Source organism: Paracoccus cavernae (genome assembly GCF_042430175.1).
Lineage (GTDB): Bacteria > Pseudomonadota > Alphaproteobacteria > Rhodobacterales > Rhodobacteraceae > Paracoccus > Paracoccus cavernae.
This window is the reverse complement of sequence record NZ_JBHMDZ010000006.1, coordinates 83,878-104,058: the sequence shown is the minus strand read 5'-3', so window position 1 is coordinate 104,058 and position 20,181 is coordinate 83,878. Positions and strand designations below refer to the sequence as shown.

Sequence of the window (20,181 nt, the reverse complement as noted above, 5' to 3'; positions counted from 1 at the left end):
TATGAACGCTTATCTCGATACCGCCCGCCGCGTGATCCGCACCGAAGCCGAAGGTCTGGCTTTGCTGCTTGATAGCCTCGACGACAGTTTCTCGGCCGCGGTCGAGGTGATTTTGGCCGCGCGCGGTCGGGTCATCGTCTCGGGGATGGGGAAATCCGGCCATATCGGCCGCAAGATCGCGGCGACCTTTGCCTCGACCGGAACGCCCGCGCAATTCGTCCATCCCGCCGAGGCCAGCCACGGCGATCTCGGCATGGTCACGCGCGACGATGTGGCGCTGGTGCTGTCGAATTCCGGCGAGACCCCCGAGATTGCCGATATCGTCGCCCATACGCGGCGCTTTTCGATCCCGCTCATCGGCGTGGCGAGCCGCCCCGATTCGACGCTGCTGCGCCAGTCGGATGTCGCTCTGGTCCTGCCGACCGCGCCCGAGGCCTGCGGCGAGGGGATCGTGCCCACGACCTCGACCACGATGACGCTGGCTTTGGGCGATGCTCTGGCCGTTGCCCTGATGGAGCACCGCCACTTTACGCCCGAGCATTTCCGCACCTTCCATCCCGGCGGCAAACTGGGCGCGCGGCTCGCGAAAGTGGGCGATCTCATGCATGCCGACATTCCGCTGGTGGCCGAGGATGCCCCCATGTCCGAGGCGCTTTTGACGATCAGCCAGAAGGGCTTCGGCGTGACCGGCGTCATCGGTGCCGACGGCGCGCTGGTGGGCATCATCACCGACGGCGATTTGCGGCGCAACATGGACGGGCTTTTGGCGCGCAAGGCGGCCGAGGTCATGACCAAGAACCCGCGCACCATCGCCCCCGACGCCCTCTCCGAGGCGGCCTTGGCCGAGATGCAGGGCCGCAAGATCACAAGCCTTTTCGTGGTCGAAGCGGGCAAGCCGGTCGGCTTCCTCCATATCCACGACTTCCTGCGCAGCGGGATGGTCTGATCATGTCCCGCACGCGCATCGTTCAAATGCTGCGCGTTTTGCTGCCGCTGGCGGCGCTCGTGCTGTTGTCGACGCTGTTTTTGTTCAGCGGCAACCGCGAGGACGGCGAAAGCCTGCTGCCCTATGCCGAGGTCACGCCGGAGACACTCGCCGAACGTCCCAGCGTCATCAACCCGACCTATGCAGGCGTCGCCCGCGACGGGACCGAGATTTCGATGAGTGCCGACAGCGCCAATCCGGCGACCGGCACGCGCGGCGGCAGCCTGACCAGCGCGGATGGCGCCAGCACGATCGACAATGTCTCCATGATGTTGCGCGATACGGCCGGCGTGGTTACGGATCTCGTCGCAGGCTCGGGCGAGCTGGCCGACGGCCGCGTCCATCTGCGCGAAGGGGTCAAGGTCACGACCTCTGCCGGTTGGGCCATGACCTCGAGCGCTTTGGAGGCCGAGCTGGCGACCGGCACCCTGAGCACCAAGGAGCAGGTCGACGTGCTTGCGCCTTTCGGAACCCTGACCGCCCAAGAGATGAAATTGCGCAGCCTGCCCGATGGTTCGGGCCAGCGCGTTCTTGATTTGAAAGGCGGAGTTCGGATGATATATCGACCATGAATCGCCCTCCTTTGGATGGCCGCGGTGATGACAAAGGACGCCCGATGCCACGATTGCTTCCTGCTGCTTGCGCCGCGTTGCTTTTGCTCTCTCCCCTGGGCGGGGGGCTTGCGCTGGCGCAAAGCGTCTCCTTCGGGCAGGCGGGCAACATCAAATCCTCGGTCGAGGTCAATGCCGACAATCTGACGGTCGACCAAAAGACCGGCCATGCGACCTTCAGCGGCCATGTCGTTGTCGGACAGGACGAGATGCGTCTGTCGGCTGATCGCGTCACGGTCATCTATGCGCAGGGCGACCAGCGCCGCATCGACAGGCTCGAGGCGCGCGGCAATGTCACTTTGGTCAACGGCCCCGACGCCGCCGAGGCAGGCGCGGCCGATTACAGCGTCGGCAGCGGCGTCATCATCCTGACCGGCGACGTGATTCTCACGCAGGGGCAAAGCGTGCTGGGCGGCGACAAGGTCGAGGTCAATCTCGAGACGGGTGCCGCAAATGTGTCGGGTCGGGTCCGCACGGTTTTGCAACCGGAGGGCAACTGATGGCCGCAGCCGCGACGAGCGAGCAGGCAGGGGCAAACCCCGCCCGCCAAAACCCGCTTGCGCCGCTGTCGGACACGGGACTTCAGGTGCGCGGTCTGCGCAAATCCTACAGCAACCGGCCGGTGATCCGCGATGTCGGCATGGATCTGGCACAGGGCGAGGTCGTGGCTTTGCTCGGCCCGAACGGCTCGGGCAAGACGACGTGCTTCTACTGTATCGCGGGGCTGATCTCGCCGGATTCGGGACAGGTGCGCATCGACGGGCAGGATGCGACGACCCTGCCGATGTTTCGCCGCGCCCGCATGGGGATCGGCTATCTGCCGCAAGAGATGTCGATCTTCCGCGGGCTCTCGGTCGAGCAGAACATCGCCTCGGTTCTCGAGGTTGTGACACGCGATGCCCATGACCGCCGCGACCGTCTCGAAGAGCTGTTGGGCGACTTCTCGATCGGCCATATCCGCAAGGCACCGGCCATGGCGCTGTCGGGGGGCGAGCGTCGCCGCGTCGAGATTGCGCGCTGTCTGGCCTCCAACCCGCGCTATCTGCTGCTCGACGAGCCTTTCGCCGGTGTCGATCCGATTGCCGTCGGAGAGATTCGCGAGCTTGTCCAGAAGCTTAAGAGCCGCGGCATCGGTGTTCTGATCACCGATCACAATGTCCGCGAGACTTTGGGCATCGTCGATCGCGCCTATATCCTACATGACGGCCATGTGCTGCGCTCGGGCACGGCCGAGGAAATCGTCGAGGATCCGCAGGTCCGCCGCGTCTATCTTGGCGAAGGTTTCAAAATGGCCTGAGCGCCACCGGCGCGATTTGGCGACCCTGCGGGCCCGCCTCTGAACAGGCCCGTTGACAGATGCGATTTGCTGTCATGAAATGGTGGTATGACGCGGACGAATTGGCGTCACGCGTCACTCCCCCGGACCGGCACCGACCGGAATGGCGTGACGGGTTGGGGCAACCGAAAGGACGGACCAGCATGCGCTATCAAATCAGCGGAAAGCAGATTGATGTGGGTGAAGCTCTGGCTTCACATGTCAAAACCGAACTTGGCACGACGATCGAGAAATACGCTCAACGTCCCACCGATGCCACGGTTACATTTTCCCGCAGCGCGCATGAATATCTCTGTGACACGGTCGTGCATTTGTCGACCGGACTGACGGCCCAGGCGCAGGGTCGCGCGACAGAGATTTATGCGGCGTTTGAACAATGCCGCGAGCGGATGGACAAGCAGCTCCGCCGTTACAAGCGCCGGTTGAAAGATCACTACAAGGACCGCACGGAACCCGTTGCCTTCGGCACGGCCGATCTATATGTGCTCGCCTCTGATGATGATCAGTGGGAAGCGCAGGGCGACGGCCAGCCGCAACCGATGATCATCGCCGAAATGGAAGCACGCGTGCCGACGCTCTCGGTGGGCGAGGCGGTCATGCAGATGGAGCTGGCCGGGAAACCGCTTCTGGTCTTCCGGAACGAAAAGCATGGGGGCGTGAACGTGGTCTATAGCCGTGACGATGGCAATGTAGGCTGGATCGACCCCCGCAGTTTGGGCTGACACGGCATCACGCCGCGTGCCGATCAATCGTCCCGGTTGCTTTTCGCAGCCGGGGCTAGGATAATTAGATATGCAAATTGCCGATATACTTTCGCCTGCGGCGGTCAAGACGCTGGCGCAGACCACGAGCAAAAAGCGGCTTTTTCAGGAAGTGTCCGAGCTGGCACGGTCGATCTACGGCGTAGATGCGGCCCAGACGCTTGATGCCCTGCAAGAGCGCGAAAGCCTCGGGCCGACCGGAGTGGGGCATGGTGTGGCACTGCCCCATGCGCGTCTGCATGGTCTCGACCGGGTTGTCGGTCTGTTTTTGCGCCTCGAGAAACCGCTGGATTTCGATGCGGTCGATCGTCAGCCGGTCGATCTCATCTTCGCCTTGCTCGCGCCCAAAAGCACGGGTGTCGATCACCTGAAGGCGCTGGCTCTGGTGTCGCGGACCCTGCGCGATCAGGACCTGCGCAACAAATTGCGCGCCAATGACGATCCGGTCGCGCTTCATGCCTTGCTGGCGGCAGCCCCCGGCATCAAAGCGGCATAAAAGCCTGCATTTTTTCGCGCGGGCGGCTATAATGGTGGTCACCGGATCGTAACGAGGAAACCGATATGGCCGATCACTCCGAAAAGCGCGAGTTCGAGGCCGGCACCAGCCGGCTGCGCAACTTCCTGCAACACGAGCGCGAGAGCGGGCTCCATCCCGCCATCAAAGCCCTGCACGAGCGCCCGAACAGCCGCAGCGAAGAGAGCAACCGCCGCGCCGTCGAATATGCCCGCATCGCAAGGGGCCGCAGCGTCTGAGCAGGCCTGCCAAGCGGCCTGAGCCAAAGACAAAGTGAAAAGCCGACCGGAGCAATCCTCCGGTCGGCTTTCCTGTTTTCGGGATCAAGGGGCGCTTATGCGCGCACCAAAGCCTCGTAGCGGTCCGAGATCTGGCGCGACAGCGGCCCGATTTCAAAGCGCCAATCGCCGATCTGGGCGACAGGGGTGACTTCGGCGGCGGTGCCGGTCAGCCAGCATTCCTCGAAGCCGTCCAGTTCTTCGGGGCGGATGCGGCGCTCGTGAACAGTGACGCCCGCTTCTTTCAGCAGGCCGATCACCGTCTGGCGCGTGATGCCGTTCAGGAAACGGTCGGCAAGCGGCGTATGGACTTCGCCGTCCTTGGTGAAAAAGATGTTCGCGCCGGTGGCTTCGGCGACGTAACCCTCGAAGTCCATGAACAGCGCATCCGAGAAGCCTTTGGCTTCGGCGGCATGTTTGGACATGGTACAGATCATGTAAAGACCGGCGGCCTTGGCCGAGGTCGGGATGGTCAGCGGATCGGGGCGGCGCCATTTGGCGACGTCGAGCTTGGCGCCCTCCCATTTCGCATCACCGTAATAGGCGCCCCATTCCCAGGCCGCGACCGCGAAGCGCACCGGATTGCCCTTGGCCGAGACACCCATCTCGGTGCCCGAACCGCGCCACATCAGTGCGCGGACATAGGCATTCTCGAAGCCGTTGGCTTTCAGCACGGCCTCTTTGGCGGCGTCGATTTCATCGGCGCTGAGCGGCGAGGGCATGTCGAGCAGGCGGGCGGATTCGATCAGGCGCAGCGAGTGTTCGTGGCCTTTGAAGATCTTGCCGTTATAGCAGCGTTCCCCTTCAAAGACCGAGCTGGCATAATGCAGGCCGTGGGTCAGGATGTGGACATTGGCATCGCGCCATTTCACCAGTTTTCCGTCCATCCAAATCTTGCCGTCCCGATCGTCGTATGCGCCTGCCATGCTTCACTCCGGCATTGTTTATTGCGATTCTTGCGAAATTTCCAAATTATTGCACTGAAAATTGCGCGATATCGCTAACCGCTAGCTATTCATGATTGGAAAGTCAATAACTCTGACGTAATGATCGGGTCAGAGGACGACAGCGAGAGGGATGGGGCGGGCATGCAGGACAAGCCGGGCGTGACGGGTATCAGCAGCGAGAGCCTGCTGTTTCTGACCGATGAACAGATCCGGCGCGGGATCGAGGCGATGTATTTCTCCTACCGCGCGTTCACCTCGGACCCCGACCAGATCCTTAGCGAGATCGACTATGGCCGCGCCCATCACCGCGCGCTCTATTTCATCAACCGCGAGCCGGGACTGACGGTCACGGCGTTGCTCGATGTGCTGCAGGTGACCAAGCAATCGCTGAACCGCGTGCTGCGCGGGCTGATCGAGGACGGGCTGGTCGAAAGCCGTGTCGGCCGCCGCGACCGGCGCGAACGCCAGCTCCATCTGACCGAAAAGGGCCTCGCGCTGGAGCGCCGCCTTTCCGAGCCCCAGCGCGTGCGCCTGCGCAATGCCTACCGCACGGCGGGGCCGCAGGCGGTCGCGGGCTTTCGTCAGGTGATGGAGGCGATGATGGACCGCGACACGCTTCGCCAGTATCGTACGCTCAAGCCGAACAACGAAGCGTGAGACCGTGATCGAAGCCCATATTCTTGTCGTCGATGATGACGAGCGCATCCGCTCGCTTTTGCGGCGCTTTCTGATGCGTAACGGCTATCTGGTAACCACCGCCGCCGATGCGGCGCAGGCGCGCAGGCTGTTGGCAGGGCTCGATTTCGATCTCATCGTGCTCGATGTGATGATGCCGGGCGAAGACGGGGTGACGCTGACGCGCGATCTGCGCCGCCGTATGAGCACGCCGATCATGCTGCTGACCGCCAAGGGCGAGACCGACGACCGCATCACCGGCCTTGAAAGCGGGGCGGACGACTATCTCGCGAAACCCTTCGAGCCGCGCGAATTGCTGTTGCGCATCGCCGCGATCCTGCGCCGGATGCCTACAGCACAGGTGCAGGGGCCGAAATACCTGTCGCTCGGGGCTTTGCGTTACGATGTCGAAAAGGGCGAGCTGTGGCAGGGCGACAATATCATCCGCCTGACCGGCACCGAGCAGGTTCTGATGCGCCGTCTGGCCGATACGCCGGGCGAGGCGGTCAGCCGCACCGATCTGATCGAAGAGCTGGGCCGCACCCCCTCGGATGATGCCGGCGAGAATTTCGAACGCGCGATCGACGTCCAGATCACCCGCCTGCGCCGCAAGATCGAGGCCGATCCCAAAGAGCCGCGCTTCCTGCAAACCGCGCGGGGCGTGGGCTATATGCTGGTGGCGGATTAGGATGGCGGGGCTGGCCGATTGGCGCGCGCCGGAGCGTCCGGAGCGCCGCGTGATCGAGGGGCGCTACGCCCGCCTCGAACCCGTCGATCCCGCCTGCCATGCCGCCACGCTATACCAGGCGGCGCGGGCCGAAGGGACCGAGGCGCGGTTTCGCTATCTGTTTGACGCACCTCCCCAAGACGAGGCTGCGATGCGTGACTGGCTTGCGCGCGCTGCGGCTTCGGATGATCCGCTGCATGTCGCGGTGATCGACCGCCGCAGCGGGCGGGCCGAGGGGCGGCAGGCGCTGATGCGGATCACGCCGGAACATGGCGTGATCGAGATCGGCAGCATCATGTGGGGGCCGGCGATGACGCGCAGCCGCATCGCGACCGAGGCGCTCTTTCTCGCTGCCGATCAGGTTTTCGCGCAGGGCTATCGCCGGTTTGAGTGGAAATGCGACGACGGGAACCTGCCGTCGAAGAAGGCGGCACTGCGCTTTGGTTTCTCGCCCGAGGGCGTGTTCCGCCAGCATATGGTCGTCAAGGGCCGCAACCGCGATACCGCATGGTTCGCGATGACCGATGCCGATTGGCCGGATCTGCGCGGCGAATATCTGCGCTGGCTCGACCCCGCCAATTTCGACGCCGCGGGGCAGGAGCAAAGCAAGCTGCGATTTTGATCCCGACGCGCCGTGCGGGCGCGGGGCTGCGGCAGCAAACGGGCTGAAGTGCCGGAAAAGGAAAGGGCGGGTCGCCGGACCCGCCCTTTCGTTAATTTGCACGGGCAAAGCGATGCCTTGCCGCGCCGTTGTGCCGTCTTACGCCAGACGGCCGTGGCAATGTTTGAACTTCTCGCCCGAGCCGCAGGGGCAGGGGTCGTTGCGCGAGGGGCTGCCCCAGGTCGTCGTATCCTCGGGGTCGAAGCCCGGAACGCGACCGGCGGGGGCCACGACTTCGGCTTCCTCGTGCTCGGGCTGCATGGCGCGCTGCGCCTCGGCCTGCTGCTCGGCATAGTCGCGCATCATCTGCTCGCGCTCGGCCTCGCTCAGCGGGCGGATGCGAGAGAGCTGCTGCGTGACATCGGTCCGCATCCCGTCCAGAAGCGATTCGAAAAGCTGGAAGCTTTCGGTTTTATACTCGGACAGCGGATCGCGCTGCGCATAGCCGCGGAAGCCCACGACCGAACGCAGGTGCTCGAGCTTGATGAGATGTTCGCGCCATTTCGCGTCGATCTGCTGCAGCAGGATCTGCTTTTCGATCTGGTTCATGTTCTCGGCGCCGAACTGCTCGACCTTTTGGGCCATGTAGCCGGCGGTCGCCTCTTCGATGCGTTCGCGGATGACCTCTTGGTCAACGCCGTCTTCGGCAACCCATTCCTCGACCGGCAGGTCCATGTTGAGCTTCTCTACGACCGCAGCCTTGAGGCCCGCGACGTTCCACTGCTCGGCATAGGCCTTGGGCGGCAGATATTCGTCGACCAGATCGGCAATGACCTGCTCGCGCATGTCGGCGGTGATGTCGGCGACCTCCTGGGCCTCCATGATCTCGAGACGCTGCGCGAAGATCGCCTTGCGCTGGTCGTTCATCACATCGTCGAATTTCAGCAATTGCTTGCGGATGTCGAAGTTTCGTCCCTCGACCTTCGCCTGCGCGCGTTCGAGCGATTTGTTGACCCAAGGGTGAACGATCGCCTCGCCTTCCTTCATCCCGAGCGTCGAGAGCACCTTTTCGAGGCGCTCCGAGCCGAAGATGCGCATGAGGTCGTCCTCGAGCGAGAGGAAGAACAGCGAGCGGCCCGGATCGCCCTGACGGCCCGAGCGGCCGCGCAGCTGGTTGTCGATGCGGCGGCTTTCGTGGCGTTCGGTCGCGAGGACGAACAGACCGCCCGCTTCCTGAACCTGTTTCTTGGCGGCGGCGACTTCGGCCTCGACCGCGGCGCGGATCTCGTCCGGCTCGGCATCGGGGTATTTCGCGAGCTCTTCCATCACCTTCATGTCGACGTTGCCGCCGAGCTGGATATCGGTGCCGCGACCGGCCATGTTGGTTGCGATCGTGACTGCACCCATCTTGCCGGCCTCGGCCACGATGAAGGCTTCGCGCTCGTGTTCGCGCGCGTTCAGAACGTTATGCGGGATGCCGGCCTTGTCGAGCATCTGCGAGAGCATCTCGGACTTCTCGATCGAGGTGGTGCCGACAAGGATCGGCTGGCCCTTGGCATGGGCTTCCTTGATCGTCTCGAGCACGGCCGCGTATTTTTCGGTCGCGGTGCGGTAGACGCGGTCATGTTCGTCGACGCGCTGGACGGGACGGTTGGTCGGAACCTCGACCACGCCGAGCTTGTAGATCTCGGCGAATTCCTCGGCCTCGGTGGCTGCGGTACCGGTCATGCCGCCGATCTTGTCGTAGAGGCGGAAGTAGTTCTGGAAGGTGACCGAGGCGAGCGTGACGTTCTCGGGCTGGATCTGGACGCCTTCCTTGGCCTCGATCGCCTGATGCAGGCCGTCCGAAAGGCGGCGGCCCGCCATCATGCGGCCGGTGAATTCGTCGATCAGAACGACCTCGTCGTCGCGCACGATGTAATGCTGGTCGCGCTGGAACAGCGTATGCGCGCGCAAGGCCTGGTTGATGTGGTGGACGATCGTGGTCGATTCCGGATCGTAGAGCGTCTGGCCTTCGGGTAGGATGCCGGTCTCGCTCAGGCGACGCTCGATATATTCGTTGCCCTCTTCGGTGAAGGTGGCATTGCGGCTTTTCTCGTCGAGCTTGTAATGCTCGGGCGTCAGCTCGGGGATGTATTTGTCCAGAACACGGTAGAGCTCCGAGCGGTCCTGCGAGGGGCCCGAGATGATCAGCGGCGTGCGCGCCTCGTCGATGAGGATACTGTCGACCTCGTCCACGATGGCGTAGAAATGGCCGCGCTGCGCCATCTGGTCGATCGAGCCCTTCATGTTGTCGCGAAGGTAGTCGAAGCCCAATTCGTTATTGGTCGCATAGGTGACATCGGCGCGGTAGGCCTCGCGCTTTTCGTCATCGGCCTGGAAGGGGTAGACGACGCCCGTGGTCATGCCGAGCTGGCCGAAAACCTTGCTCATCCAGCCTGCGTCGCGTTTGGCGAGATAGTCGTTGACGGTGACGACATGGACGCCTTTGCCCGCAAGCGCGTTCAGATAGGCGGGGAAGGTCGCCATCAGCGTCTTGCCTTCGCCGGTCTTCATCTCGGCGATATTGCCCTGATGGAGGAAGATGCCCGCCATCAGCTGCACATCGAAAGCACGCAGGCCGAGCGCGCGTTTTGCCCCTTCGCGGCAGTTAGCGAATGCCTCCGGCAAAAGCTTGTCCAGCGACTCGCCCGATTGCGCGCGCCCCTGCAATTCGCGGGTCTTCCCGATCAGGTCTGCGTCAGACATCGCCTGGAACTGTGGTTCCAATGCGTTGATCTGCGCGACGATGGGACGGGTTGCCTTTACCTTGCGGTCGTTGGGCGTACCAAAGACCATTTTCGCCAGAGATCCGAAGCCGAGCATATGAGCCTTCAAAATTCGTGTATCGGGGAAGCGCACAGCCCTAACGGCCACTTGCCCGAACCATCCTCCTTGCCCTATTTAAGGGACCGGAATTACGGCGGCGGGCGCGCATTATCGGTTGTGCCGGATGTATGCCTCGACCGCCCTTCTGTCAACGCTTGCGCCGTTTTACCCTCGGGAATCGGCCTGTCCCGCAAAGGGGAAATAGATGCTGAAGCCCAGTTTGGCCCTTGTTTTGATGCTCGCAACGCCCGCTTTGGCGCAAACCGCGGATACGGTGGTCGCAACCGTGAACGGCGAAGAGATCACGCTTGGTCAGATGATCGCGATGAAGGACGGGATGGGTGACGAGGCGACCGGAAACCTGCCTGCGCCCGCGCTTTGGGACCTGATGCTCGACCAGATGATCCGCCAAACCGCCGTGGGTCAGGAAAAAACCGACAAGTTGAACGCCCGCGACAAAGCGGTGCTCGAGCTTGACCGCCGCGCCTATCTGGCCGGTGCGGTGCTCGAAGGCATCGCGGCCACCGAACCCAGTGACGAAGAGTTGCGCGGCGTTTACGAGCGCGCCTTTGGCGGCGAGACCGCGCCGAAGACCGAATTCAACGCAGCTCATATTCTCGTGAAGACCGAGGACGAAGCCAAGGCCATCGAGGCCGAACTGGCCGGCGGCGCCGATTTCGGGACACTTGCGGCCGAGAAATCCACCGATACCGCCTCGGGCCCGAACAAGGGCGATCTGGGCTGGTTCCAGCCTGAGCAGATGGTTGCGCCCTTCGCCGAAGCCGTCAAAGGCATGAAGGCGGGTGAGGTCTCCAAACCTGTCGAGACCCAGTTCGGCTGGCATGTCATCAAGCTGAACGAGAGCCGTCAGGTTGCCGCGCCGAACTTCGACGAGGTCAAGGACCAGCTCGCCGTTCAGGTCCGTCGCGACCGCGTCGAGGCCGCCATCCAGACCCGCGTCGACGCGTCGAAGATCGAGAAAACCCCCGATCTGAACGCCGACCTTCTGAACCGCACCGATCTTCTGGAGCAGTGATCCATGGCTAATTCCGACAAGAAAAACAAGAAACTGACCGATGCCGAAAAGGTCAAGCTTCTCAAGAAAAAGCTTAAAAAGCTGCGCAATCCGGGCGAGGCAAAGCCTACGCCACAGGTCGCGGAAAGCACTGCCGCTCCGGTGACGCCGACCGCGAAGGCCAAGATCATTTCGCCGCTCGCGCCCGTGACCTTCCCCGTCATGCCGCTGATCGAAGGCGTCGAATTCGCGGCGGGCGCGGCAGGTGTGAAGTACAAGGGCCGCACCGATGTCATGCTGGTCAAGCTGGCACCGGGCACGTCGATTGCGGGTGCTTTCACCAAATCCTCGACCCGTGCGGCCAGCATTCTGGACTGTCAGGCCAAGCTCGCGCTCAAGCAAGACACCACCGGCGGCGCGGCGATTGTCGTGAACTCGGGCAATGCCAACGCCTTCACCGGCGCGGCGGGACAGGCCTCGGTCGATGCGGTGACGGGAGCGGTCGCGCAAAAGCTCGGCGTGCCTCAGAACCGCGTCTTCTCCTCCTCGACCGGCGTGATCGGCGAGCCCCTGCCGCACGATCGCATCACCGCGATCATCGACCAGCTCTCGGGCGCGCTCAGCACCGAGGGGATCGAGGATGCGGCCGAAGCGATCATGACCACCGACACCTTCCCCAAAGGCTCCTCCATCGAGATCCCGGGCGAGGGCGGCGTGATCCAGATCGCGGGCATCGCAAAGGGCTCGGGGATGATCGCGCCGGATATGGCGACGATGCTGGTCTATATCTTCACCGATGCGAAGATCGCGCCCGATGCGCTGCAAAAGATCGTCTCGCGCATGCTGGACCAGACCTTCAACGCGATCACGGTCGATAGCGATACCTCGACCTCGGATGCGTTGATCGTGGCGGCGACCGGCAAGAGCAAGGCTGAAGCCATCACCGATATGCGCGGCAAGGTTGCCCGCGACTTCACGCGCGGCCTCAAGGTCGTGATGCAGGATCTGGCGCAGCAGGTCGTGCGCGACGGCGAGGGGGCGACGAAATTCATCGAGGTCCGCGTCACCGGCGCGGCCAACAAGGTCGATGCCCACCGTGTCGCCATGGCGATCGCCAATTCGCCCTTGGTCAAGACGGCTGTCGCCGGCGAAGATGCGAACTGGGGCCGCGTCGTCATGGCTGTCGGGAAATCCGGCGCACAGGCCGACCGCGATCTGCTGACCATCCGCTTCGGCGATATGGTTCTGGCCGAGAAAGGCTGGCGCTCGCCCAGCTATGACGAAGCCAAAGCCAGCGCCTATATGAAGCGCCCCGAACTGGTGATCGGCGTCGACCTCGGGCTCGGGCGTTCGGCCAAGACGGTTTGGACCTGCGATCTCACCCATCGCTACATCGACATCAACGCGGATTACCGCTCGTGAAGATCCTTCTGGTGGCGGCCGTCGCCCTGATCGATGCAGACGGCCGCGTGCTTTTGGCCCAAAGACCCGAGGGGAAATCCCTCGCCGGTCTTTGGGAGTTTCCGGGCGGCAAAGTCGATCCCGGCGAGACGCCGGAGCTCGCGCTGATCCGCGAGCTTCAGGAAGAGTTGGGGATCAACACCTGGTCCTCCTGCCTCGCGCCGCTGACTTTCGCGAGCCATACCTACGACGATTTCCACCTGCTGATGCCGCTTTATGCCTGCCGCCGCTGGGAGGGCATCCCCCAGCCCCGAGAGGGCCAGAAACTGGCTTGGGTGCGTGCCGGGGATCTGGGCAATTACGAGATGCCTCCTGCCGATGTTCCGCTGATTCCGATCCTGCGGCAGTGGCTTTGATGCAACAGCTTTCTTCCGATGAAGGTTTTTTGAATCCCGTCCCGCGCGAGCGGAAAAATGTAATTAACTTATTAACTTTTGTGTGAAGAAAATAAGATTACGCAAAGGGAGGAGACGGACATGATTCGCACGATTACCATCGGAAGCTGTATTTCGGTCCAAGGCATTTTCGAACGCCAGGTTTCCAACGGAAACATTGTCGTTCGCGTCGGTACGGCCACCTATGAGGGTAAACCGGTCGCATTGTCCTGAGTGGAGCGGGGCAAGTCCGAAGATAAAAAGGCGCAGGGTTTCCCCTGCGCCTTTTTCTTTGGCGCTTACCTTGGGTCGAGGCGGTTCCGCACCGGAGCAGGGCATGGACGCAGCTGCACGCTGTGCCGGTCACACAGCAAAAAGGGCGCCAGAAGGCGCCCTTTTTCATTCCTGTCGAGGTTCGGGGATCACAGCTTGCGCTGGACTTCCTCGCGCTCGAAGATCTCGATGACATCGCCCTTGCGGATGTCGTCGTAGTTCTCGAAGGCCATACCGCATTCCTGACCGGACTGGACCTCTTTGACTTCATCCTTGAAGCGCTTGAGCGTCTTGAGCGTGCCTTCGTGGATAACCACGTTGTCGCGCAGCAGGCGGACGCCGGCCGAACGACGGGCAACGCCCTCGGTGACGAGACAGCCGGCGACATTGCCGATGCCCGAGACGCGGAAGACTTCGCGGATTTCCGCATAGCCGATGAAATGCTCGCGCACTTCGGCCGACAGAAGGCCCGAGGCCGCCGCTTTGATGTCGTCCACCAGATCATAGATGATCGAGTAGTAACGGATCTCGACGCCCTTCTGGTTCGCGGATGCACGGGCAGGGCCGTTCGCACGAACGTTGAAGCCGATGACCGGTGCGCCCGAGGCTTCTGCCAGACCCACATCGGATTCGGTGATCGCACCGACGCCGTAATGCAGGACGCGGACGCGAACCTCGTCGTTGCCGATCTTTTCGAGCGCCTGAACGATCGCTTCAGCAGAGCCTTGCACGTCGGCTTTGATCAGAACCGGCAGTTCGGCGACGCTCTGGTCGGCTTTGGCTTTCGCCATCAGCTGGTCCAGGGTGATCGCGGCACCAGCAGCGGCGCGCTTGTCTTTGGATTGCTGGATACGGAATTCAGCGATCTCGCGTGCCTGTGCTTCGGTTTCGACGACGTTGAGCACGTCACCGGCTTCCGGCGTACCGTTCAGGCCCAGCACTTCGACCGGAACCGAGGGACCCGCTTCGTTGATGCGGTCGCCCTTGTCGTTGATCAGCGCGCGGACTTTGCCCCACTGCTCGCCCACGACGAAGATGTCGCCGCGCTTGAGCGTACCGTTCTGCACCAGAACCGTTGCGACCGGACCGCGACCGACGTCGAGCTGCGCCTCGATCACGGCACCAAGCGCCGGACGATCGGGGTTGGCTTTGAGTTCGAGGATCTCTGCCTGAAGCGCGATGGCCTCGAGCAGCTGGTCCAGACCCTGGCCGGTTTTGGCCGAGATCTCGACGGTCTGGACGTCGCCGCCCATTTCCTCGACGACAACCTCGTGCTGCAGAAGATCCGTGCGGACTTTCTGCGAGTTGGCTGCCGGCTTGTCGATCTTGTTGATCGCGACGATCATCGGCACTTTCGCCGCTTTGGCGTGGTTGATCGCTTCGACGGTCTGCGGCATGACCGCATCGTCGGCAGCAACCACCAGCACGACGATATCCGTCACCTGCGCACCACGGGCACGCATCGAGGTGAAGGCCGCGTGGCCGGGCGTGTCGAGGAAGGTCAGGATCGCGCCGTTTTTGGCTTTGACCTGATAGGCACCGATATGCTGCGTGATGCCGCCTGCTTCGCCCGAAACGACGTTCGCATTGCGGATCGCATCCAGCGTCGAGGTCTTGCCGTGGTCGACGTGACCCATGATCGTGATGACCGGCGGGCGCGACTGAAGGTCTTCAGCCTTGTCCTCGACCATGTCGATGACCTGTTCGACGTCCGAATCCGAGACGCGGACGGCTTTGTGGCCGAATTCCTCGATCACGATTTCGGCCGTGTCGGCGTCGATCGCCTGGTTCGCGGTGACCATCATACCCATGCGCATCAGCGATTTGATGACATCGGGGGTACGCTCGGCCATGCGGTTGGCGAGTTCGGAGACAACGATGCTCTCGGGAAGCTGGACGTCACGGACCTGCTTCTCGGGTTTCACCATGCCGCCCATGGCTTTCTGCCGGGCTTTTTCCTGCTTGCGCTTCATCGCGGCCAGCGAACGCTGACGACCGCCTTCGCCGTCGCCGAGAGCCTGGGTTACGGAAAGCTTGCCCGTGGTGCGACGGTTGTCGTCACGCGCATTCTTGTTGCGGTTGTTGTCGTCCTGGCGCTGGTCGCGCTCGCGGTCGGTCTTGGCGCGCGGCGCGGAGGTCGAGACGCCTTTGGTCTCGGCGCGCGAAGCGGCAGCTTCGGCAGCGGCGCGATCGGCCGGCGACGGGGCGCGTGCTTCGGTCGCGGCGGGCTTGGCGCGGGTTTCCTCGCGCTTTTGCGCACGGACTTCGGCCTCGCGGGCGCGACGGGCGTCTTCTTCTTCTTTCAGGCGCAGAGCCTCGAGGCGCTCGCGCTCTTCGCGCTCTTTCGCCTCGATCTCGGCGCGGCGACGCTCGCGCTCTTCTTCGCGGGCTTTTTCTTCGGCCGCACGGGCTTCTGCCTCGGAGGCTTCGCGCGCTTTCGCAGCGGCCAAAGCCTTCAGGCGGCGCTCCATCTCGGCTTCGGAAATCCCGGCGGGACGTTTCGAAGGATCGCTGGCCAAAGCGGCCGGCGAGCCGGGGCGTGCGTTTGCACCCGCACCGGGTTTCGCCGGTACGACAACGCGCTTGCGTTTGGTTTCGACAACCACATTATGGGTCCGACCGTGGCTGAAGCTTTGCTTCACATGGCCCGAACGGCCAGCGCCACCACCAACGCCAAGGGGTTTTTTTCCGTCAGTATCGCTCATTCCGATTTTCATTCCTTCCCGGCGGGAGTGCCGCCGTCATGCCCCCGCAGACCTTGCAGTCTGCTCGCGTCCCTGATCACGTTGCGGGTCAGGCCCCCAGGCGCAAGCGCGCTGTGTATGACATGATCACGACCAAAGGACAAACCCAATTCTGACGCGGTCAGGCAACCGAACCAGCGACCGCCTTCCGGCGTCCACAGCTTGCCTTTTCCACGATCCGACCCATCCGAGGCTTGCAGCAGGACTTTTGCTTTTCCCAGCGCAAGCCAGCCCTTCACCTTTTCGAACCCGGCGACCGCATTGCCCGTCTTTCTGCTGAGAGAGATCAGGTCCACGACACGACGTGCCAGACCGGCCTCGATCATATCAAGAAGGTCGTCGGGAGCGGTGACAGAGGCTTTCGCGCCACGCGAGAACAGGCCCTTCGCCATCGCTTTCGTCAATATACTACGATCGGCCGTAACCCAGAAGCCCCGGCCGGGCAATTTTTCTGCGAGATCCGGTACAACGACCGAGCCGTCGGGGCTGGCCACGAAGCGGATCAGCCCCTGCTTGGGCTGCACCTCTCCGGTGACGATGCAGCGCCGTTCGGGCGTCTCGCGGTCCTTGGTTTGGCCCCCGCGTGTCATGCTGTTCCCGGGGCGTTACACCCCGGCCTCCTGTTCGTCTTCGTCTTCGACATTTTGTTCGTCGCCTTCCAGTTCGGCGATATCGACCCAGCCCAGCATGACGCGTGCGGTCATGATGAACTTCTGCGCATCTTCCAGCGACACGCCGAAGCTCTCGAGCAGGCCGTCATCCTTGACGCGCTGACCGTCGACCGTGGTCCAGCCGCCGGCCAGTTCCCAGTCGGCGCAGGTCGCGAAATCTTCCAGCGTCTTGATGCCGTCTTTGGCCAAAGCCTCGACCATTTGCGGGGTCAGGCCCTCGAAGTCGATCAGGCTGTCTTCGGCACCAAGCGCGCGGGCATTGTCCAGAGCGGCCTTGTTCGCCGCTTCCAGATGCTCGCGGGCACGGGTCTGAAGCTCGTCCGCGGTCGAGGCATCGACGCCGTCGATCGCCAGCAGCTCGTCAAGATCGACATAGGCGACCTCTTCGAGGTTGGTGAAGCCTTCGGTAACCAGAAGCTGGGCGAAGAATTCGTCGAGATCGAGCGCATCCACAAACAGTTTGGTGCGGGCGTTGAACTCGGCCTGACGGCGCTTGGATTCTTCTTCCTCGGTGAGGATGTCGATGTCGAGGCCGGTCAGCTGGCTCGCCAGACGCACGTTCTGGCCGCGACGGCCGATCGCCAGCGAAAGCTGCTCGTCGGGAACCACGACTTCGATCTTGTTGGCTTCCTCGTCGAAGACGACTTTCGCGACTTCTGCCGGCTGGAGCGCGTTCACAAGGAAGGTCGCGTGATCGTCCGACCACGGGATGATGTCGATCTTCTCGCCCTGCAGCTCGCCGACGACGGCCTGCACGCGCGAGCCGCGCATCCCGACGCAAGCGCCGACCGGATCGATCGAGCTGTCGTAGGAGATCACGGCGATCTTGGCGCGCGACCCCGGATCGCGGGCGCAGGCCTTGATCTCGATCACGCCGTCATAGATTTCCGGCACTTCCATCTTGAACAGTTCCGCCATGAATTGCGGATCGGTGCGCGACAGGAAGATCTGCGGGCCGCGGGCCTCGCGGCGGACGTCTTTGACATAGGCGCGGATGCGGTCGTTCGGGCGATAGCTCTCGCGGCCGATTTTCTCGTTGCGGCGCAGGATCGCTTCGCCACGGCCCACGTCAACGATGATGTTGCCGTATTCCTCGCGCTTGACGACACCGTTGATGATGGTGCCGGCGCGGTCCTTGAATTCTTCGTACTGGCGGTCGCGCTCTGCTTCGCGGACGCGCTGCAAGATGACCTGCTTGGCCGATTGCGCGGCGATGCGGCCCAGTTCGACCGGCGGAACCTCGTCGACGATCTCGTCGCCGACCTGCGGATTGGCGAGATAGGGTTTCGCCTGCTCGACGGTCAGTTCCGCCTGATAGTTTTCCAGCGCCTCGTCTTCGACGACGGTGCGGACGCGGGTGAAGGTGGCATGGCCGTTCTTGCGGTCGATCTTGACGCGGATGTCCATTTCCGAGCCGTAACGCGACTTGGCGGCGCGGGCGAGGCTGTCTTCCATCGCTTCGATGACGAGCTCGGGCTCGATCATCTTTTCGCGGGCGACCGCTTCGGCCGTCTGCAGCAATTCAAGCTGGTTTGCAGAGGTGATTGCCATTGCTCACTCCTTCGAGTCGCCGGCTTCGCCGGGATCGGTTTCGATTTCGTCAAAAGCGGATTCGTCAAAGCCCTCGACGTCCATGCCGGCCTCTTTTTTCTGGCGCAGCATTTCGGCGATCAGCTCGTCGGTCAGAACCAGCTTGGCATCGGAAAGCAGATCGAAGTTGAGACCGATGGTCCCTTCTTCGATATTGATCAGGATCTCGTCGCCCTCGACGCCGACCGAAACGCCCTTGAAGCGCTTGCGGCCGTCGATGGGCTGATTCGTCTCCACACGGATCTCGTAGCCTTCAAAGGTTGCGAAATCCTTGAGGCGCGTCAGCGGACGGTCGATGCCCGGGCTCGAAACTTCGAGGTGATAGGCATCCTCGAGCGGATCTTCGACGTCCAGCGTGGCGCTGACGGCGGTCGAAATCACGGCGCAATCGTCGACGTTGATGCCGCCCTCGGGGCGGTCCGCCATGATCTGGAGCGTCGCGGTCTTGCCGCCTTGAAGGCGGATGCGGACCAGCTCGAATCCCAGATCTTCGATTACCGGTCGCAGGATTTCGGCCAAACGCCGGTCGATGGCCGTCTTGGCAACGAGGTCGGTCATGAGGTCTCCAAATACAAAAAACGGGCCGTTGCGGCCCGTGCGTCTTACCGGTGGGCAGGTTTTGGACACCTGCGCCGCTGTTAAAAGTCCATATAGAGCAAGAAAGCCCCTTCCGCAAGGGTTTCGCACGATGGGACCCGATTGCCCGCCGCGAAATCGCGCATTTCCGCCTGCCCCAGAGGGCGCTTGCGGCGGGCCTTCGGTGCAGGCCACGCATGGCTCTAACGCAGCCCGTCCATGATTCGCACCAATTCGGCGCTGATGCGCGGCTCGGACATGGCATGGCCCGAGGCCGGAACCAGCCGCAGCTCGCAGCCCGGCCAGGCATGTGCCAGCTCGTAGGCGCTTTGCGGCGGGCAGACCATGTCGTAGCGGCCCTGAATGATGGTCGCGGGCAGGTGCTTGATCCGGTCGAGGTCGCGCAGGATCTGGCCCTCGTCCAGAAAGCAGTTGTTGAAGAAATAGTGGTTCTCGAGCCGTGCGAAGGCGCGGGCGTAGTCGGGGGGCGCGTGGCTCACGCCCATGATCTCGAGGCCGGCCAAGGCGTTTTCCCAGGTGATCCAAGGGATGGCGAACCGCGTCTCGCGGGATCTGTCGCCGCAAAACAGCCGCTTGTGATAGGCCGCGATCATATCCTGCCGCTCGTCTTGCGGGATCGGCGCGACGAAGCTTTCCCAACGGTCGGGGAAAAACCGCGCGGCGCCACCGCCGTAGAACCAGTCCAGCTCGCGCCGCATTCCCAAAAAGACGCCGCGCAGAACCAGATGGCGCACGGCCTCCGGATGGGCCTCGGCATAGGCGAGAGCCAAAGTCGCGCCCCAGCTGCCGCCAAACAGTACGGCCGGCCCGATGTCCAGCGAAGCGCGCAAAAGCTCGATATCGGCGATCAGATGGCGGGTTGTATTGGCGCGGATCTCCGCATGGGGGCGCGAGCGGCCGCAGCCGCGTTGGTCGAACAGGATCACGCGATAATGCTCGGGGTCGAAGAAGCGGCGCATATAGGGGCTGCTGCCGCCCCCCGGGCCGCCATGTAGCACGATCACCGGCGGCCCCTCGGGATTGCCGCATTGCTCGACGTAAATTTCATGGCCGTCGCCCACGTCGATCATGCGCTGGTCGTAAGGTTCGACCTGCGGATGGAGTCTGCCATGCGACGGAGAGCCGCCGATTTGCCCTGCCAATCTATCCATGC

The 20,181-nt window shown here is 63.0% G+C and carries 21 protein-coding genes; 14 read left to right on the top strand and 7 right to left on the bottom strand.

What is annotated here, in order from left to right:
• The first annotated feature begins 1 nt into the window (after position 1).
• From ACFFUC_RS07400 to ACFFUC_RS07370, 7 genes are all read left to right on the top strand, one after another.
• Entirely contained in the window at positions 2-946 is a 945-nt protein-coding gene (locus ACFFUC_RS07400) for a KpsF/GutQ family sugar-phosphate isomerase (RefSeq protein WP_377684953.1), read from the top strand.
• A 2-nt stretch (positions 947-948) separates the two neighbouring features.
• On the top strand, positions 949-1,557 hold the full coding sequence (locus tag ACFFUC_RS07395) for an LPS export ABC transporter periplasmic protein LptC (protein ID WP_377684951.1): 609 nt from the start codon (positions 949-951) through the stop codon (positions 1,555-1,557).
• A gap of 44 nt (positions 1,558-1,601) precedes the next feature.
• Positions 1,602-2,096 (top strand): lipopolysaccharide transport periplasmic protein LptA, encoded by a 495-nt coding sequence (lptA, locus tag ACFFUC_RS07390; RefSeq protein WP_377684949.1) that lies wholly within the window; start codon positions 1,602-1,604, stop codon positions 2,094-2,096.
• Positions 2,096-2,893, top strand: coding sequence for an LPS export ABC transporter ATP-binding protein (gene lptB / locus ACFFUC_RS07385; protein WP_377684947.1), 798 nt, complete (start codon positions 2,096-2,098; stop codon positions 2,891-2,893). Before lptA ends, lptB begins: the two co-directional genes overlap by 1 nt.
• A 182-nt stretch (positions 2,894-3,075) precedes the next feature.
• On the top strand, positions 3,076-3,654 hold the full coding sequence (gene hpf, locus ACFFUC_RS07380) for a ribosome hibernation-promoting factor, HPF/YfiA family (RefSeq protein ID WP_377684945.1): 579 nt from the start codon (positions 3,076-3,078) through the stop codon (positions 3,652-3,654).
• A 70-nt stretch (positions 3,655-3,724) separates the two neighbouring features.
• On the top strand, positions 3,725-4,189 hold the full coding sequence (locus ACFFUC_RS07375; protein WP_377684943.1) for a PTS sugar transporter subunit IIA: 465 nt from the start codon (positions 3,725-3,727) through the stop codon (positions 4,187-4,189).
• A gap of 65 nt (positions 4,190-4,254) precedes the next feature.
• On the top strand, positions 4,255-4,446 hold the full coding sequence (locus ACFFUC_RS07370; protein WP_377684941.1) for a hypothetical protein: 192 nt from the start codon (positions 4,255-4,257) through the stop codon (positions 4,444-4,446).
• A 95-nt stretch (positions 4,447-4,541) separates the two neighbouring features.
• Here the strand turns inward: ACFFUC_RS07370 and ACFFUC_RS07365 are convergent, their stop codons facing one another.
• A complete protein-coding gene (locus tag ACFFUC_RS07365) occupies positions 4,542-5,411 on the bottom strand; it encodes a branched-chain amino acid aminotransferase (RefSeq protein ID WP_377684939.1) in 870 nt (289 codons plus the stop codon).
• Positions 5,412-5,573: 162 nt separating this feature from the next.
• Between ACFFUC_RS07365 and ACFFUC_RS07360 the strand changes: the two genes are divergently transcribed.
• From ACFFUC_RS07360 to ACFFUC_RS07350, 3 genes are read left to right on the top strand one after another with little or no spacing between them, the layout of a single operon-like run.
• Positions 5,574-6,089 (top strand): MarR family winged helix-turn-helix transcriptional regulator, encoded by a 516-nt coding sequence (locus ACFFUC_RS07360; RefSeq protein WP_377684937.1) that lies wholly within the window; start codon positions 5,574-5,576, stop codon positions 6,087-6,089.
• 7 nt (positions 6,090-6,096) lie between these two features.
• Complete coding sequence (locus tag ACFFUC_RS07355; RefSeq protein ID WP_377685290.1) at positions 6,097-6,795, top strand: response regulator; 699 nt, start codon at positions 6,097-6,099, stop codon at positions 6,793-6,795.
• 1 nt (position 6,796) lies between these two features.
• The gene (locus tag ACFFUC_RS07350) at positions 6,797-7,456 is read left to right on the top strand and encodes a GNAT family N-acetyltransferase (protein WP_377684936.1); all 660 of its coding nucleotides are present in this window, start codon (positions 6,797-6,799) and stop codon (positions 7,454-7,456) included.
• Between the two features lie 138 nt (positions 7,457-7,594).
• On the opposite strand, the gene secA is transcribed toward ACFFUC_RS07350, so the two are convergent.
• On the bottom strand, positions 7,595-10,300 hold the full coding sequence (secA, locus tag ACFFUC_RS07345) for a preprotein translocase subunit SecA (protein ID WP_377684934.1): 2,706 nt from the start codon (positions 10,298-10,300) through the stop codon (positions 7,595-7,597).
• Positions 10,301-10,508: 208 nt separating this feature from the next.
• Here secA and ACFFUC_RS07340 point away from each other — a divergent pair, with 208 nt between their 5' ends.
• The 4 genes from ACFFUC_RS07340 to ACFFUC_RS07325 all read left to right on the top strand — a co-directional run bounded on the left by ACFFUC_RS07340 (position 10,509) and on the right by ACFFUC_RS07325 (position 13,387).
• Positions 10,509-11,339, top strand: a complete 831-nt coding sequence (locus ACFFUC_RS07340; RefSeq protein ID WP_377684933.1) for a peptidylprolyl isomerase — start codon at positions 10,509-10,511, stop codon at positions 11,337-11,339.
• 3 nt (positions 11,340-11,342) lie between these two features.
• The gene (gene argJ / locus ACFFUC_RS07335; RefSeq protein ID WP_377684932.1) at positions 11,343-12,740 is read left to right on the top strand and encodes a bifunctional glutamate N-acetyltransferase/amino-acid acetyltransferase ArgJ; all 1,398 of its coding nucleotides are present in this window, start codon (positions 11,343-11,345) and stop codon (positions 12,738-12,740) included.
• Positions 12,737-13,135 (top strand): 8-oxo-dGTP diphosphatase MutT, encoded by a 399-nt coding sequence (gene mutT, locus ACFFUC_RS07330; RefSeq protein WP_377684930.1) that lies wholly within the window; start codon positions 12,737-12,739, stop codon positions 13,133-13,135. The genes argJ and mutT overlap by 4 nt, the downstream gene beginning before the upstream one ends.
• Before the next feature lie 120 nt (positions 13,136-13,255).
• Positions 13,256-13,387, top strand: a complete 132-nt coding sequence (locus ACFFUC_RS07325) for a hypothetical protein (RefSeq protein ID WP_377684929.1) — start codon at positions 13,256-13,258, stop codon at positions 13,385-13,387.
• Between the two features lie 188 nt (positions 13,388-13,575).
• Here ACFFUC_RS07325 and infB read toward each other — a convergent pair whose 3' ends face one another.
• From infB to pip, 5 genes are all read right to left on the bottom strand, one after another.
• Complete coding sequence (gene infB, locus ACFFUC_RS07320; RefSeq protein ID WP_377684927.1) at positions 13,576-16,131, bottom strand: translation initiation factor IF-2; 2,556 nt, start codon at positions 16,129-16,131, stop codon at positions 13,576-13,578.
• An 8-nt stretch (positions 16,132-16,139) separates the two neighbouring features.
• Complete coding sequence (locus ACFFUC_RS07315) at positions 16,140-16,760, bottom strand: RNA-binding protein (RefSeq protein ID WP_377684925.1); 621 nt, start codon at positions 16,758-16,760, stop codon at positions 16,140-16,142.
• Between the two features lie 15 nt (positions 16,761-16,775).
• Positions 16,776-18,392, bottom strand: coding sequence for a transcription termination factor NusA (gene nusA / locus ACFFUC_RS07310; protein ID WP_377684923.1), 1,617 nt, complete (start codon positions 18,390-18,392; stop codon positions 16,776-16,778).
• A 3-nt stretch (positions 18,393-18,395) separates the two neighbouring features.
• Positions 18,396-18,989 (bottom strand): ribosome maturation factor RimP, encoded by a 594-nt coding sequence (rimP, locus tag ACFFUC_RS07305; protein WP_377684921.1) that lies wholly within the window; start codon positions 18,987-18,989, stop codon positions 18,396-18,398.
• A gap of 221 nt (positions 18,990-19,210) precedes the next feature.
• On the bottom strand, positions 19,211-20,179 hold the full coding sequence (pip, locus tag ACFFUC_RS07300) for a prolyl aminopeptidase (RefSeq protein ID WP_377684919.1): 969 nt from the start codon (positions 20,177-20,179) through the stop codon (positions 19,211-19,213).
• Between the last annotated feature and the right edge of the window lie 2 nt (positions 20,180-20,181).